Annotated in this window: 13 protein-coding genes; 8 read left to right on the forward strand and 5 right to left on the reverse strand. The window is 73.9% G+C overall.

All coding sequences use genetic code 11. From position 1 onward, the window contains the following. Nucleotides 1-12 precede the first annotated feature (12 nt). Both thpR and ACZ6KO_RS06850 read right to left on the reverse strand, forming a co-directional pair. Nucleotides 13-597, reverse strand: coding sequence for an RNA 2',3'-cyclic phosphodiesterase (gene thpR / locus ACZ6KO_RS06845; RefSeq protein WP_469300898.1), 585 nt, complete (start codon nt 595-597; stop codon nt 13-15). Nucleotides 598-743: 146 nt separating this feature from the next. Then, entirely contained in the window at nt 744-1274 is a 531-nt protein-coding gene (locus ACZ6KO_RS06850; protein ID WP_469300901.1) for a lamin tail domain-containing protein, read from the reverse strand. 631 nt (nt 1275-1905) lie between these two features. Here ACZ6KO_RS06850 and ACZ6KO_RS06855 point away from each other — a divergent pair. The 3 genes from ACZ6KO_RS06855 to ACZ6KO_RS06865 all read left to right on the forward strand — a co-directional run bounded on the left by ACZ6KO_RS06855 (nt 1906) and on the right by ACZ6KO_RS06865 (nt 5040). Next, the gene (locus ACZ6KO_RS06855) at nt 1906-2835 is read left to right on the forward strand and encodes a hypothetical protein (RefSeq protein WP_469300903.1); all 930 of its coding nucleotides are present in this window, start codon (nt 1906-1908) and stop codon (nt 2833-2835) included. Between the two features lie 217 nt (nt 2836-3052). Next, the gene (locus ACZ6KO_RS06860; protein WP_469300905.1) at nt 3053-4393 is read left to right on the forward strand and encodes a phytase; all 1341 of its coding nucleotides are present in this window, start codon (nt 3053-3055) and stop codon (nt 4391-4393) included. A gap of 59 nt (nt 4394-4452) precedes the next feature. After that, nucleotides 4453-5040 carry a putative glycolipid-binding domain-containing protein gene (locus tag ACZ6KO_RS06865; protein ID WP_469300908.1) on the forward strand — a complete coding sequence of 196 codons (588 nt, stop codon included), beginning with the start codon at nt 4453-4455 and terminating at the stop codon, nt 5038-5040. A 111-nt stretch (nt 5041-5151) separates the two neighbouring features. Here ACZ6KO_RS06865 and ACZ6KO_RS06870 read toward each other — a convergent pair whose 3' ends face one another. Then, nucleotides 5152-6513 carry an FAD-dependent oxidoreductase gene (locus tag ACZ6KO_RS06870; RefSeq protein ID WP_469300911.1) on the reverse strand — a complete coding sequence of 454 codons (1362 nt, stop codon included), beginning with the start codon at nt 6511-6513 and terminating at the stop codon, nt 5152-5154. A 104-nt stretch (nt 6514-6617) separates the two neighbouring features. Further along, a complete protein-coding gene (locus ACZ6KO_RS06875) occupies nt 6618-7493 on the reverse strand; it encodes a helix-turn-helix transcriptional regulator (protein WP_469300914.1) in 876 nt (291 codons plus the stop codon). A gap of 100 nt (nt 7494-7593) precedes the next feature. Between ACZ6KO_RS06875 and ACZ6KO_RS06880 the strand changes: the two genes are divergently transcribed. Beyond that, nucleotides 7594-9048 carry an MFS transporter gene (locus ACZ6KO_RS06880; RefSeq protein ID WP_469300917.1) on the forward strand — a complete coding sequence of 485 codons (1455 nt, stop codon included), beginning with the start codon at nt 7594-7596 and terminating at the stop codon, nt 9046-9048. Nucleotides 9049-9300: 252 nt separating this feature from the next. Further along, nucleotides 9301-10377, forward strand: coding sequence for a PI-PLC domain-containing protein (locus tag ACZ6KO_RS06885; RefSeq protein ID WP_469300919.1), 1077 nt, complete (start codon nt 9301-9303; stop codon nt 10375-10377). A 42-nt stretch (nt 10378-10419) separates the two neighbouring features. On the opposite strand, the gene ACZ6KO_RS06890 is transcribed toward ACZ6KO_RS06885, so the two are convergent. Further along, nucleotides 10420-11208, reverse strand: coding sequence for an SDR family NAD(P)-dependent oxidoreductase (locus ACZ6KO_RS06890; RefSeq protein ID WP_469300921.1), 789 nt, complete (start codon nt 11206-11208; stop codon nt 10420-10422). A 126-nt stretch (nt 11209-11334) separates the two neighbouring features. Between ACZ6KO_RS06890 and ACZ6KO_RS06895 the strand changes: the two genes are divergently transcribed. The 3 genes from ACZ6KO_RS06895 to ACZ6KO_RS06905 all read left to right on the forward strand — a co-directional run bounded on the left by ACZ6KO_RS06895 (nt 11335) and on the right by ACZ6KO_RS06905 (nt 13830). Further along, the gene (locus ACZ6KO_RS06895) at nt 11335-11958 is read left to right on the forward strand and encodes a TetR/AcrR family transcriptional regulator (RefSeq protein WP_469300923.1); all 624 of its coding nucleotides are present in this window, start codon (nt 11335-11337) and stop codon (nt 11956-11958) included. Nucleotides 11959-12313: 355 nt separating this feature from the next. Next, the gene (locus tag ACZ6KO_RS06900) at nt 12314-12829 is read left to right on the forward strand and encodes a putative immunity protein (RefSeq protein ID WP_469300925.1); all 516 of its coding nucleotides are present in this window, start codon (nt 12314-12316) and stop codon (nt 12827-12829) included. Between the two features lie 134 nt (nt 12830-12963). Next, a complete protein-coding gene (locus ACZ6KO_RS06905; RefSeq protein WP_469300928.1) occupies nt 12964-13830 on the forward strand; it encodes an arylamine N-acetyltransferase family protein in 867 nt (288 codons plus the stop codon). Nucleotides 13831-13902 lie beyond the last annotated feature (72 nt).

A 13902-nucleotide genomic window follows, 5' to 3' on the forward strand; every position in this document is an offset into this window, starting at 1 on the left:
CGGACACCGGGCTCAGTGACCGCCGGTGAAGTCCCAGGCCTCGATGTCGCGGTAGTGGATCGGTCCCGGGCCGCGGCCGATGTTGCTGCCGACCAGGTGCAGACGTGCGGCCGGCCAGGTGCCGCCTGTGAAGGAGGCGAGGCCGGTGGCGGCCTCCGGGACGCTGGCATGGTCCCCGCGGCGGGACCGGGCCAGCGTCAGATGCGGACGCAGTGGCCGGTCCACGAAGTCGACGCCGCACTCCTTGACCAGGCCGCGGACCTCGGCGGTGAGCAGGTGCAGCCCCTCGAGATCCCCCTCGACGCCGCTCCACAGCACCCGCTGGTCGAAGTGCCCGCCGCCGTGCAGCGCCAGCCGCAGGGGCCGGCGGGCGGCCGCGAGGTCCGCCAGGGGCCGCCGCAGCGGCGGAACGGCCCGTACCGGCAGCTCGCCGAGGAACGCCAGGGTGATGTGCCAGTCCTCGATGCGGTTCCACCGCATGCGCGGGTACGCCGCGTACGCGGGCCCGAGCTCCCGCGCCAGCTCGTCCTTCGCGTCGTCGGGCGGGGCGAGCGCTATGAACACCCGGACCGTCGAGGACTGTGTCTGTTCCTTCACGACAACCTTCCTACACCACCGGCCGCCGGACCCGCCGGGGCGGCCCGGGGGCGGCGTACCGCGGCCGGTTCGCCGTGGTACGCCGCCCCCGGTGGCCGGCAGCTCACCGTCCCCGTGTCCCCGACGGGGGTGGCTGCCCCTCCGGATCAGCCGTGGTCGCGGTGGTCGCGGTGGTCGCCGTGGCCGCGGCGGCCCCAGGACTTGCTGTCGACGACGTTCCCGCGGTGGTCGCGCAGCGTGGCGGTGTCACGCTCGTTCCACACCTGGTGACGGCGGTCCTGGTAGACGTCGCGGTAGCTGTCGCGGCCCTCACCGGTGTGGACCTTGACGCTGGAGCGGCCCTCCAGCCGGAAGCCCTTGAAGCGGTAGCGGTTGCCCTCCCGGTCGGTCAGCGTGAAGCCGCGCAGTTCCACGGCGCGCCGGCCCGTGTTCTTCACCTCGACCCACTCCCTGTTCAGGGCGCGGTTGTCGTGGCTGTGGCCGCGGTCGCGGTCGCGGTCGCGGCCACGGCTCTCGTGCTGGACCTCCCCGATGACGACCGACGAGCGGCCGCGGCGGTCGTACCGGTCGTGCCGGTGGTCGTCGTCCGCGACGGCGGGCAGGGCGGCCGCGCCGATCAGGGCGCCGGCGGCCAGGACCGTGGCGAGTACGCGGCGGGTCGCGAGAGAAGCAGACATGAAGAGGACCCCTTCAATGGTCAGCCCTGCCCGGCTCGTACGAACCGGGCGGGGTCGTGCGGTTCCCGGCGTCGTGCCGAGGACCCACACTCTGGACCCCGACCACCCCGAAAAGCCACGAAATCGACCCGTGTTGCACAATGCGGATATGTCCGTAACTGTCGCTTGTAAGGGGCATACGTCAAAGGCGGGTTGACGCGCGGGCGCCGCTCGCGGCCCCGGCATGCGGATCCCGGGTTCCAGTGCTGCCGCCCGTTCTTGCGCCGAACGGGTTCCGGACTCCGTAACAGCGACGCCGATGGCGCGTCCGGCGGGCGGGCGGCCCCGGCGGTCTGGGCTCTGGGCGCGTGCGTGGCCGGGCCCACCGGCCCGGACGAGCTGACGGCGACCCCCGGAGCCGGGGGTGCCGCCCGGCAACTGGCCCTGTCGGGCGGGGTGCTGGCCGTGCGCCTGGCCGGCCGGCCGCGGGGGCACGGATGCGGGCGGGCCGTTTCCCGGCCCGCGCCCGCCGTCCCTCCGTGCGCTCCCCCGGACGGAGCACACCCCGCTGGGCAGGGCTCGCCATGATCAATACCCTGGCGCCCGGCGCGTGACCACGCGTCTGCCGGACGAGGGAAGGGGAGCGACCCCAGTGAACTCCACGATGGTGCAGCGCATGGCCTGGCTCACCGCGACCACCGCGCTGCTGACGGCGCTCGGTACGACCCTGGCCGGCGCCGTCGGCGAGTGGCACAGGGTGGGCGCCGACGCCCGTGGCGGCGTCAGCGGCGTCGCCTTCGAAGGCCGTACCGGTGACGGCGCCGGCGTGCGCGTGCTGGTCGTGCACGACAACAAGCGGTCCGGGCAGCAGCGGCTCTCGCGGCTCACGCACGGGGACGGCTCCGACGGCGTCTCGCCGATCACCTGGGACGGACCCGAACCCGTCGACCTGGAGGCCATCGAAGCCATCCCGGGGATGCCGGGGGAGTACCTGGCGCTCACCGGCCGCGGCATCGTGTACCGCATGAAGGTCACCGGCTCCACGGCGACCGTGGTCGACCACACGCCCCTGCCCGCGATCGGCACGGGCGACGACTTCGAGAGCTTCGCGCTCGTCGCCCGGAACGGCCGGCTCGTCGCCCTGTGGGCGGACCGCGGCGCCGGCGCGGGCCGTCCCGCGACGCTGTACGCCGCGCCCGTGACGTTCGCCTCGTGGGGGCAGCCGCTCTTCGGTGACGTGACGCGCCGGGCGTACCGGGCGGCGTACCCGGCCGAGGACGGCACGCGCCACATCTCCGACATCTCGGTGACCGGATCGGGCCGGATCCTGGTGAGCTCGGCGGCGGACGCCGGTGACGACGGACCGTTCGACTCCGCGGTCAGCGACGCGGGCCGGGTGACCGTGTCGGCGGCGGGCCGGCCCCGGATCGCGCTCGAGGCGTCCCCCACGGTGCTGGAGACCTTCCCCCGGTACAAGGTCGAGGGCGTGGAATGCCTGCCCGGATCCGGCGACGCCCTCCTGGGCACCGACGACGAGAACGGCGGCGGGTACGTGACGACCCGGCCCCTCTGCGGAGCCTGACGGCCGCCTGACGGGTCACCGGGGGCGGCCGCCCGGCGGGCCGTCGGGGGCGGTCACGTGGCGCGGTGCCCGCGCCCGCGCCCCGCCCCCGACCGAGTTCACCGCGCGCACGTCCCAGGTTCGTCCTCTCAACTTCCTTTGGACACACCAGAGTTCGACGCTCTGCGGCGATCGGTCAAGCAACCGTCCCTCATGCCCCTGACGATGGGAGTCCTCCGTGACCCTGCACCGTCGCACCAGGCCGGCCGCCCTTCCCCTGGGTGCCGCCGCGGTCGTCCTCGCCACCGCCCTCACCGCTCCGGCGGCCGCGCACCCCGCCCCCGCCCCCGCCCCCGGGACCGCCCGGCCCTCCGCCGCGCTGCCCGCCGTGACCCCCACGGCCGAGACCGCGCCGCTCTTCGACGACGAGGCCGGCGGCAACGCCGACGCGGACGACCCCGCGATCTGGCGCAACCGCCTCGACCCCGCCCGCAGCCTGGTCATCGCCACCGCCAAGGAGGGCGGCCTGCGCGTGTACGGGCTCGACGCGCGCGAGGTCCAGGCCCTGCCCGCACCGGCGGGCCCCGGCGCCGACGACGCGCCGGGCCGGTTCAACAACGTCGACCTGGTGCAGGGTTCGCGCCTGACCGCCGGGCGCGCCGACATCGCGGTGGTCACCGACCGCGGCAACGACCGCCTGCGCTTCTACCGGATCGACCCCGGCCGGCCGCACAGCCCCCTCACCGACATCACCGACCCCGCCGCCCGCCCGGTCTTCTCCGCCGGCCAGACGGAGATCAACGAACAGCGCACGGCGTACGGCCTGGCCACCTGGACCGATCCCGCCACGGGCCGGTCGTACGCGCTGGTCAGCCGCCGCCACGAGACGACGGTTGCGCTCCTCGAACTCCTCGCCGCGCCCGGCGGCACCGTCGGCTACCGCACGGTCCGCACCCTGGACCTGCCGGGCTCCTTCCGGATGCCGGACGGCGGCACCTGGACGCCGTGCGCGGAGCCCGGCGAGCGCCCCCAGGTCGAGGGGATGGTCGTCGACCCGGCCAACGGCATGCTCTACGCAGGCCAGGAGGACGTCGGCATCTGGCGCGTCCGTGCCGACCTCACCTCCCGTCCCGAACTCGTCGACACGGTCCGCGAGTACGGCGTACCGGCCACGTACGACGAGGAGAGCGAGGAGTGCGTCCCCGGCGCCGACCCCGGTCACGGCGGCCGCCGGCTGTCCGCCGACGTCGAAGGGCTCACCCTGATCGACGAGCCCGACGGCGACGGCTACCTCATGGTCTCCAGCCAGGGCGACGACACCTTCGCCTTCTACGACCGCGAGGTCGACGAGGACAACGAGTACGAGGCGGGTCTGCGGATCACCGCCCGCACCCGTGAGCTCGACGGCTCCGAGGAGTGCGACGGCGCGGCCGCCCTCAACCAGCCGCTCGGCCCGCTGTATCCGCGCGGCCTGCTCGTCGTCCAGGACGGCCACGACGCCCCGCACGACGGGGCGCGCACCGCGACCGGCTTCAAGTTCGTCGACCTGGGCAAGGTGCTGGACCGCATCGACGACTGACCCGCCGGGCGGGCGTGCCGGGCGGCGGCCGCGGTCGCGGTCGCCAGTACGTTGGCCGGGTGACCGAACACCACGTGCTGACCTGGGAAGTGATGGCGAGCGGCGGGCTGGAGACCGCCTGGGTGGAGATCGACGGGGGCCCGCCGGGGCCGGCCGGGCTCCGTGCCCGCGGCAGGGCCGTGGGCACGGAGCCGGAGCCGTACTGGCTCAGTTACGCGCTGGAGGCCGGCGAGGACTTCGTCACCCGGCACCTGACCGTGCGCGTCGAGGACGCCCTCCGGGTCCGGGAGCTGGACCTGCGGCGCTCGGCGGCCGGCCGGTGGAGCGTCGACGGCCACCCGCGGCCGGACCTGGACGGGGCGCTGGACTGTGACCTGGGCCTGTGCCCGCTCACCAACACCATGCCCGTCCTGCGGCACGCCCTGCACCGGGACCCGGGCGAGCAGGTGTTCCTGATGGCCTGGGTGTCCGTGCCCGACCTGACCGTCACGGCCTCCCGGCAGACGTACACGCACCTCGGCCGCACCGGCAGCGCGGGCGCCCGGATCCGGTACGCCTCCGGGGACTTCACCGCCGACGTCGAGTTCGACGAGGACGGCCTGGTCGTCACCTACCCGGAACTGGCCCGCCGCCGCGCCACGGCCTGAGGACCGGCGGGACGGACCCGGCGGCGGCGCCGGGTCCCCTGCGAGCCGTGACCGGGACCGGGTCCGTGACCGTGACCCGGTCCGGGACCGAGACGGGGGCCGGGGTCCGGGTCAGGCTCCGCTGGCGTCGAGCATGCCCTCGCGCTCGACGATCTTCACGCGCTCGCGGCCCTGCGGCTCGCCCAGGGCCTTCTCGGCCGCGTCCAGCCGGTACCAGCCCTCCCACGTGGTGTAGCGCACGCCCCGGTCGGCCAGGAAGGCGTCGACGGCGTCCGGCGCGGGCGTGGCCGGCGTCAGCAGACGGCCCTCCGCGTGGTCGGCCAGCAGGTTCGCCACCGTCTCGTTCGCGTCGCCCTTGGTGTGCCCGATCAGACCGATCGGACCGCGCCGGATCCAGCCCGTGACGTACGTCGACGCCATGTGCTGCCCGCCCTCGATCACGCGGCCGCCCTCGTCCGGGACCGTGCCCGACTCGACGTCCCAGGGCAGCTTGGGGAGTTCGTCCGAGAGGTAGCCCACCGCGCGGTAGACCGACTGGACGTCCCACGTCGTGAACCGGCCGGTGCCCTTGACGTTGCCGGTGCCGTCGAGCTCGGTCCGCTCGGTGCGCAGGCCGACGACCTTGCCGTCCTCGCCGAGGACCTCGGCCGGCGACTCGAAGAAGTGCAGGAACAGCTTGTGCGGGCGGTCGCCGATGTCGCGGATCGCCCAGTTCTCCAGGGTCTTGGCGACCATGTCGGTCTGCTTGTTCTTGCGGCGCTCGGCGATCGAGCCCTCGTCGTACTCGATGTCCTCGGGGTTGACGATGACCTCGATGCTGGGCGAGTGGTCGAGCTCGCGCAGCTCCATCGGGCTGAACTTGGCCTGCGCCGGGCCGCGGCGGCCGAAGACGTGCACCTCCAGCGCCTTGTTGGCCTTGAGGCCGTCGTACACGTTCGGCGGGATCTCGGTGGGCAGCAGCTCGTCGGCGGTCTTGGCGAGGATGCGGGCGACGTCGAGGGCGACGTTGCCGACGCCGAGGACGGCGACCTTCTCCGCCTCCAGCGGCCAGGTGCGCGGCACGTCCGGGTGGCCGTCGTACCAGGAGACGAAGTCGGCGGCGCCGTAGGAGCCGTCGAGCTCGACACCCGGGATGTCCAGCGCGCGGTCGGCGGTGGCGCCGGTCGAGAAGACCACGGCGTCGTAGAAGGAGTGCAGGTCGTCGAGCGAGATGTCCGTCGGGTAGTCGACGTTCCCGAAGAGGCGGACCTGCGGCTTGTCGAGCACCTGGTGCAGGGCCGTGATGATGCCCTTGATACGCGGGTGGTCGGGGGCGACGCCGTAGCGGATCAGGCCGAACGGCGCGGGCATGCGCTCGAAGATGTCGATGGACACGCCGGGTTCGGCGGCCGCCTCGGACTTCAGCAGCGCGTCGGCGGCGTAGATCCCCGCGGGACCGGCACCGACAATTGCTACGCGCAGGGGGCGAGGCATGACAAGTTCCCTTCGAACGTCCAAAAACGCGATCAAGGGGAACTGTAAACTAAGGGTATCCTAACTGAGCACCCGGCCCCTCTTTATGACCCCATCAACGGGATTTATGACCGGGGGATGAGGGGTGCGGCCGTCGTGGCCGCCAGCTTCTCCAGGCGCTCCAGCCGCTCCCGGGTCTGCTCGTCCAGCGGCACGTACGCCACCAGTCGCGGGCCGGAAGCCGGCCCCAGCCACAGGTTGGTGTGCTCCAGGTACAGCAGGCCCACGTGCGCGTTGCGGATGTACTTCGCCTTCGCCCCCTGCCCCACCACCTCGTGGCGCGCCCACACCTCCCGGAACTCCGCCGACGCCCCCTCCAGCCGGGCCAGCAGCGTCTTCCACGCCGGTTCCGCCAGGTGCTCGGCCATCGCCGCCCGGAACTTGGCCGCCATGGTGCGGTGCGTGGCCGGCAGGTCCACCACCGCCGCCCGCCACTCGGGATCCGTGAAGGCCAGCCACATGCAATTGAGGTCCTCCGGCCGCTTGCCCGCCAGATCACCGAGGAGTCGGCCGTACGTGGCGTTGTGGGCGAGGATGTCGTAGCGGCTGTTCTGGACGCACGCCGGGACGGGGCCCAGCTGGTCGAGCATGGCGCGCAGGGCCGGCGTCACGCTGGGGCAGGGCGTGTGGGGCGTCGGGTCCGCGCTACCGGCCAGCGCGAACAGGTGCGCGCGTTCGCTCGCGTCGAGCAGCAGCGCCCGCGCGACCGCGTCCAGCACCTGCGCCGACACCGTGATCTCGCGCGCCTGCTCCAGCCACGTGTACCAGGTCACGCCCACCGACGACAGGTGCGCCACCTCCTCGCGGCGCAGCCCCGGCGTCCGCCGGCGCGGCCCCCGCACGAGGCCGACCTGCTCGGGCGCGATCCGTTCGCGGCGGCTGCGCAGGAACTCGGCCAGCTCGTGCCGGCGGACATCGCTTCCAGGGGCCACGGTCGTCATACGTCCAGCCTGCCCGACCGCCCATCCTGTTGCCAGGTAGTGCTGGTACCCGGATAAGCACACTCTGGTACCCGTCTGGCGGTGGGAGGAGTCTCGGAGCGTGACTGAGACCACCGTACGCACCACCCCCGTACCCCCGGCGCCCCCGGGCCCCGCCCCGGCGGCCGGGACCACCGTCGCGCACCTGGGCGGCACGGGCCTGTTCACCGTGCTCCTCGGGGCGGCGCTGCCCCTGATCGACTTCTTCATCGTCAACGTCGCGCTGTCGGCCATCGAGCACGACCTCGCCGCCGGGCCCGCGCTGCTGGAACTCGTCGTCGGCGGGTACGGCGTCGCGTACGCCGTCCTGCTCGTCCTCGGCGGCCGCGTCGGAGACAGCCTCGGCCGCCGCCGGCTCTTCCTCGTCGGCATGGCCGCGTTCGGCGTCACCTCCCTGGCCTGCGGACTGGCCCCGGACGCCTGGACCCTGGTCGCCGCCCGCGTCGCCCAGGGCGCGGCCTCCGCCCTGATGCTGCCGCAGGTGCTCGCCACCATCCAGGCCACCACCGAGGGCCCGCGCCGGGCCCGGGCCATGAGCCTGTACGGGGCCACCGCCGGGCTGTCCATGGTCGCCGGGCAGATCCTCGGCGGGGTCCTGGTCGCCGCGGACCTCGGCGGGACCGGCTGGCGCGCGGTGTTCCTGGTCAACGTCCCCGTCGTGCTCCTGGGCCTGGTCCTCGCCGTACGCTCCGTCCCGGAGACCCGGGCCGGCCGGGCCGCCGCCGTGGACGTGCCGGGGACCCTCCTGCTCGCGCTGTCGCTGGTCTCACTGCTGCTGCCGCTGACCGAGGGCCGGGCCGCCGGCTGGCCCCTGTGGACCTGGGTCAGCCTCGGGGTGTTCCCCGTCGCCGCCGTGGCGTTCTACGTCACCGAGCGCCGGGCCGACCGCCGGGGCCGCACCCCGCTGGTGCCGCCGAGCCTGCTGCGGCTGGAGTCGATGCGGCGCGGTCTGGTGCTGCTGGTGCCGTTCTCGGTCGGGTTCAGCGGCTTCATGTTCGTCCTCGCCGTGGTGCTCCAGCAGGGCCTGCGCATGGGCCCGGTGACGGCCGGGCTGGCGCTGGTGCCGATGGCCCTGGCCTTCTTCGCGGCCTCCCTGGCGGGGCCGCGCCTGGTCGGCCGCCACGGCAGCCGGGTCGTCACCGCCGGCGGCGTGCTCCAGGCGGCCGGCATCGGGATCCTGCTGGTCACCCTCCGGTACGGCTGGCCGGACCTCGGCCTCGCCGAACTCGCCCCGGGCGTGGCCCTCGCGGGGCTGGGGCAGGGTCTGCAGCTGCCGGTGCTGATGCGCCTGATCCTGTCCGACGTACCCGCCGACCGCGCGGGCGTGGGCGGCGGCGTCATGATCACCGCCCAGCAGTCCTCGCTGGCGCTCGGGGTCGCCACGCTCGGCAGCCTCTTCCTCGCCCTGGTCCCGGCGGCGGGCATGCGCACGGCGGTGTGCGCCACCCTGCTGGTGCAGCTCGTGCTGATCGCCCTGACGGCGCTGCTCAGCCTGCGTCTGCCGGGCATGCGCTGAACGGCGGGCGCGGGGCAGGGAGGTGGGTGCGGGCAGTGGCCCGGATGGGCTACAGTAGATCTTGAGCTCGCGCCGCGGTCCGCGGTGGTGGGCCTGGCGTTGGTGGTCCAAGGAAAGGCACCCCACTTCCTGTGGGGAGATGCAGGTGCAAGGCCTGCCCAGCGCTCCACGGAAGACCCCGGCCCCCTGTGGGGGCCGGGGTCTTCGTCATTCGCCGGGACGGACCTGGTTCCGGGCGGTAGCCTCTCCTCCATGATTGACGTGGGCATGGCGAAGTCGAGAGTGCGCGGACACCGCCGGGGCGGGCGGTACGCCGTCGTGTCCCTGCTCCTGCTGGCGCTCCTGGGCGCGGTGTCCGCGGCGAGCGCCGCGCCCCCGCCCGGCACCCGCTCGGCCACCGCCCCCGTCGGCCCCGCCGTCGCCTCGGACTCGGCCACCGCCCGCTGGGGCGACCGCCGCCTGGACGAGGTCGCCTTCCTCACCACGCACAACGCCTTCACCAACTACGAGGACTCCCGCTGGAGTTCGGTGAACCAGGCCGAGTCGGTACGGGCCCAGCTCGACAACGGCGTCCGCGGCCTGAGCCTGGACACGCACTGGTACGAGCGCAGCACCTGGCTGTGCGTCATCAGCTTCGGCAGCGACTGCTACCCCAGTGACGTGTACCTGTGCCACGGCGACTGCAAGGCCTTCGCCGGTGCCACGTACGCCCTGCCGCGGCAGTCCTTCCACGGCACCCTGCGGACCGTGGTGGACTTCCTCGCCGCCCACCCCCAGGAGGTGGTGACCGTCTTCCTCGAGGACTACGTCAGCGCCGACCAGCTGCGGCAGTCCCTCGACAGGGTCGGCGGACTGTCCGGGCTGCTGTTCCGGCCCGAGGAGTGGGGCGTGCGGCAGCACGGCTGGCCGAAGGTGGCCGACCTCGTCACCGCGGGGAAGCGCCTGCTGATCTTCTCGGACCGGTCCGACCGCGAGCACCTGGGCGTCATGTACGACAGGTCCTGGACGGTGAGCAACTACTGGAGCCTGGGGGACCTGGGCAACGACCTCGCGTGCGTCAGCCGCTGGTCCGACGTACCGCTGGACCGGCAGGAGCCGGGATTCCGGCGGCTGTTCACGATGAGCCACCACCGCAACGTGCCCACCGTCCTCACGGCGGCCCTGGACAACGGCGCCAAGCTGCGCGACCGCATCGCCGAACGGTGCCGCCCCGCCGCCGGGGGCCGCGGGCCGAACTTCGTCTCCGTCGACTTCCACCGCCTGTCGGACGGCAGCGGCCACACGCCGGCCTCGGTCGTCGCGGAGCTCAACGCGAGTCCGTCACGCTAGTCCCGCACGCGGGTCAGTCGCGCGAGGGTGTGGGGCCCGGGTTCAGGCCTTCAGGGCGTGTCCCGCCACGGTCAGGGCCAGGCGGCGGGGCGCCAGCGTGGACGCCGTGGCGGAGAGCCGGTTGCCGAGACCGACGACGATGCTGGGCGGGGTCGTGGCCCGCTCCAGCGCGCGGCGCGTCGCGGTGACCACCTCGGCGGGGGTGGCCATCCGGCCGACGGCGGCGTCCGGGGTCCCGACGACGTCGAAGAACTCGGTGCGCACCGGACCCGGCGAGACGGCGAGCACCCGCAGGGAGGAAGCCCGTGTCTCGTACGCGACGGCCTCGGTGAAGTTCAGGACGAAGGCCTTGGTCGCGCCGTACACCGCCATCGACGGGGTCGGCTGGTAGGCGGCCGAACTGGCGATGTTGACGAGCGCGCCCCGGCCGTCGGCCACCAGCGCCGGCAGGAACTGCCGCGTCAGGTCCGCGACCGCTGCCACGTTGAGCTGGATCATCTCGCTGACCTGCGCGGGCTCCTGGGCGGCGAACGGGCCGTGGCTGCCGAATCCGGCGTTGTTGATCAGGGTGTGGACCGGGACGCCGAGCGTGTCGAGCTCGGCGTGCAGCGCGGCCGCCGCGCCCGGCGCGGCGAGGTCCGCGGCGATCGGGCGGGCCTTGACCCCGTGCCGGCGTTCGAGGTCGGCCGCCAGCTCCTCCAGCCGGTCGACACGCCGGGCGACGAGGACGACGTCCGCCCCGCGCTCCGCCCACTGCCGGGCGAACTCGACGCCGAGGCCGGCGCTGGCCCCGGTGATCAGGGCGGTGGTTCCGCGGTAGGTCATCGACATGGTCGGCGCTCCGTTCCGGGGGAGTGCGGGCAGATCGCCCGCGATGGGCGATACTTTCGAATGTAGACAGAGAAAACATTGTTGTCAATGACAACATCGCATCCTCCGGAGGAAGGGGAGACCGCCTTGACCGGCACCGATGCGCCCTACCACCACGGCAACCTCCGCGAAGCCCTGCTGGCGCGCGCGGAGACCGTCCTCGCGACCTCGGGGGCGGACAGCCTGTCCCTGCGCGCCCTCGCGCGCGATCTCGGGGTCAGCCACGCGGCGCCGGGCCGCCACTTCCGTGACCGGCAGGCGTTGCTCGACGCGCTCGCCACCAACGGCTTCGTCCGGCTCAACGAACGCCTCCGGGCGGCCGTGGACGCCCCCGGTCCGGTCGCCGGGCGGCTCGCCGGCATGGGGCGCGCGTACGTCGGCTTCGCCGTCGCCCACGCACCCCTGCTGAGCCTGATGTTCACGGCCAAGCACGCCGACGACTCCAGCGCGGAGCTGCGCGAGCGCGGCCACGAGAGCCTGCGGATCGCCGCCGAACTGATCGCCCTCGCCCAGCGGGAGGGCGCCGTACGGGAGGGCGACCCCGCCCGGCTCGCGCAGGTGGCGTTCTCCACGGTGCACGGCCTCGCCGCCCTGGCCGTCGGTTCCCTGCTCGAGGACACCCCGCTGTCCGAGGCGACGGATCTCGCCCTCGACGTGCTGCTGACCGGCCTGCGCCCGCACCCCGGGATCCCGGCGCCGCCGGGTTCCTGACCCCGGTCCGGACCCCGGTCCGGTCACCGTCCGAGGACGTTCATCAGGATGATCGCCAGCAGGTTGGCCAGGATGATCGTGACCGTGGCGATGATCATGCCCCAGGCCCTGCGCGACTCGTCGAACTCCACGTGTCGCCTCCCGACCGCTCGTGGAGGGGCGGACGTACCGCCCCTTCCGGCCGGAGCCCGCCCGGGCCTGCCGGCCTTCCGCCATCATGCGCCGGCCGGGCACACCGCACATCTCGGGGAGGGCGGCTCCGCGGCATATATCGTTTGCCGCCCGCCGGCCCGGCCGGATAGGAAGTCCGCGGACTGGAAGCCGGATTCGGAGGTCTGGAGCCGTGGTCGACCCCTTGACCATCAGTGACGAGGACCGGCGGTCCCTCGCGCGCTGGGCCGGCGACTGTGCCGAGCGGGTGCTGCCGCTGTTCGAGGCGGCGGCTGCGCACGACGCCCGCCCGCGCGAAGCGATCGAGGGCGTCCGGGACTTCGTGCGCGACGGGAAGCGGACCGCGCGGCTGCGCTCCCTCGCGTGGGCGGCCCTCGCTGCCGCCCGCGAGGCCGGTGATCCGGCCGCCACCGCCGCCGCCCGCGCCGCCGGCTACGCGGCGGCGGCCCCGTACCTCCATCCCCTCGTCACCCCGCACCAGTCCAGGCACGTCCTCGCGCCCGCCGTGTACGGGGCGCGCGCCCGTGAGATCGCGGTCGGGAAGGGCGCCGGGCCCGGGGACGAGGAGATCCGGTGGGCGAGCGGACACGCGCCGCCCGAGGTGCGCGCGATCGTGCGGCAGCTGCCCGCCCGCAGCCCCGGCCGCAGCCGGCTGGACGCGCTGTACCACGCGCTCGACGCGGCCCTGCGGCACTCCTGACCGGGATCGGGCCGGCCTTCCGGCATCCGGCATCCGGCGCCCGGGCGCGCCAGCCGCCGGCGCCACGGGGGGGGGAAGATCATCATTTAGGGTCGGACCCGAACGCAGCAGGACCACGGGGAGGACGGACGAGCATGACGACGACCGCACCGCGCGATCGCGGGGACGGCTGGCACGGGGACCTGCTGGACCTCGACGCCTACCTCGCACGCATCGGCCACACCGGCGAGCGCGCACCCACGCTGGCGTGCTTGCGCGCCCTGCACCGCGGGCACACCACCTCGATCCCGTTCGAGAACGTGAGCGCCGTCCTCGGCGTCCCGCTGCCCCTCGACATCGAGTCCGTCCAGGACAAGCTCGTCCGCAGCCCCCGCGGCGGCTACTGCTACGAGCACGTCACCCTCTTCGCCGCGGCCCTCGAAAGGCTCGGCTTCCGGTTCACCGCCCTCAGCGGACGGGTCTCGCTCGGCGCGGACAAGATCCTCCCGGCGACCCACGCCCTGCTGGCCGTCACCCCCGCCGACGACGACCGGACCTGGCTGTGCGACGTCGGTTTCGGCGGCGGCCCGCTGGAGCCGGTCGAACTCGCCGACGGGGCCGAGTCGGAGGTCGACGGATGGCGTTTCCGCATGGAACGCCGTCCGGACGCGCAGGGCTTCGCACACTGGTGGCTGCACCAGTACGGGCCGGACGGCTGGGTCGACCGGCACACCTTCACCCTGAACCCGCAGTACCGGATCGACTACGTGGTCGGCAGCCACTACGTCGGCACCCACCCCCGCTCGCCGTTCGTGAAGCGGTTGTTCGCCCAGCGGTTCAGCGCCGCCCGGCACGACCAGATCGACGGACTGACCTGGAGCACCACGCTGCCGGACGGCACCCGGACCGAGAGCGAGATCGAACCGGGCGACCTCCGGCGGGTCCTGCGGGAGGACTTCGGCATCGAGCTCGACGCCGACGTGATCACCCGGCTGACCGCGGGGCGGCCCGACACCCCCTGACCAGCGCGGCCCGCCGCCCGCCGCGCCTACGGCTGCCGCAGGTCGTCGCCGCGTGCGGCCGGGCGTCACCCG

Source organism: Streptomyces sp. NPDC042102, assembly GCF_055582305.1.

Bases quoted from the DNA above. Each gene is read 5' to 3' on its own strand.
- ACZ6KO_RS06850 (WP_469300901.1), bottom strand. From the start codon at position 1,274: ATGTCTGCTTCTCTCGCGACCCGCCGCGTACTCGCCACGGTCCTGGCC.
- ACZ6KO_RS06870 (WP_469300911.1), bottom strand. From the start codon at position 6,513: ATGCCTCGCCCCCTGCGCGTAGCAATTGTCGGTGCCGGTCCCGCGGGG.
- ACZ6KO_RS06875 (WP_469300914.1), bottom strand. From the start codon at position 7,493: ATGACGACCGTGGCCCCTGGAAGCGATGTCCGCCGGCACGAGCTGGCC.
- ACZ6KO_RS06885 (WP_469300919.1), top strand. From the start codon at position 9,301: ATGATTGACGTGGGCATGGCGAAGTCGAGAGTGCGCGGACACCGCCGG.
- ACZ6KO_RS06890 (WP_469300921.1), bottom strand. From the start codon at position 11,208: ATGTCGATGACCTACCGCGGAACCACCGCCCTGATCACCGGGGCCAGC.
- ACZ6KO_RS06905 (WP_469300928.1), top strand. From the start codon at position 12,964: ATGACGACGACCGCACCGCGCGATCGCGGGGACGGCTGGCACGGGGAC.